The sequence below is a fragment of the Massilia frigida genome (genome assembly GCF_011682175.1).
Classification (GTDB): Bacteria; Pseudomonadota; Gammaproteobacteria; order Burkholderiales; family Burkholderiaceae_D; genus Telluria_A; species Telluria_A frigida.
The window spans coordinates 1-942 of sequence record NZ_WHJG01000139.1; the positions used below are offsets into that span (position 1 = coordinate 1).

Annotated in this window: 1 protein-coding gene; it reads left to right on the forward strand. The window is 50.6% G+C overall.

Going from position 1 to position 942, the window contains the following annotated elements:
* Positions 1-535: 535 nt before the first annotated feature.
* Entirely contained in the window at positions 536-904 is a 369-nt protein-coding gene (locus F2P44_RS34365; protein ID WP_167094570.1) for an RES domain-containing protein, read from the forward strand.
* Positions 905-942 lie beyond the last annotated feature (38 nt).

Sequence of the window (942 nt, forward strand, 5' to 3'; positions counted from 1 at the left end):
ATCGAGAACTGCCTCGACTTGGGCGGCCTCAAAGCATTGGCCAATCAGGCCGAGCCCGGCGTGCGAGGTTAATTCCAGGTTGCGCGATTGCTTGACTTCAAAGCGTGGCATGATCAGTCGGGTGAAAGCAGGAAATGCAATATTTTACTTTGCAATCAATGACTTGATCAACTATTGCATGAGCTGGAACACGGATTCAGGTAATCGTCATCGAAAAAACGATATTTAGGGGGAGGCAAAGGGCGACTGATATGATCAAGTTCTGTCCACTTCGTAAGCCGGTCCCTATGCCAAAACAGTTCAAGTCGTGGTGCGACTTCATGTCGTTTTCGAACGCAGTAAAGTACAAATCCAGGTTTGTTCATGACAAAGTCATACATGCCTTTCTCGATACACTTTACCAAACAAGTAAGCTCAGGCACCGCCGAATCACTACGGACAAATGTGTCTGGCGGGCTCAGTTGGGGCCACTACTGTCGATATGGAGCAAGATGGAGTGGAGTACACGGACCCGGCGCCATTTCCAGCTAAGCGCATGAAACCACTGTCTAATGCGGCACATGAAGGCAGGGTAAATCCGAAGGGAATACCGTGTCTGTACGTTGCCAACGACCGGGAAACGGCAATGTCTGAAGTACGACCAGGAGTTGGTGCGGAGCTCTCCCTGGCGCAGCTGGTTTTGAATCGCGAGATTACGCTGATCGATTTTTCGGTCGGGCATGAGGATGTCGGTACGCCATTCTTCTTTGAAGAGCCGACGCCAAAAATGCGGGAGAAGGCGGTCTGGAAGCAGGTGGAAGACGCATTTTCTAAGCCTGAGCCTCTTGCAAAACTAGCGGAACGGATGAAAATTGCTTGGCAGCGCAAGCGAAAAGGTGGGGGTGGGCGCCCATTTCTGGCATGATTTAGTTTCTAACGCTTAATCAAAACGCCCACACCATG

Excerpts from the sequence above, each read along its gene's own strand:
- F2P44_RS34365 (WP_167094570.1), top strand. The coding sequence starts at position 536 with ATGAAACCACTGTCTAATGCGGCACATGAAGGCAGGGTAAATCCGAAG.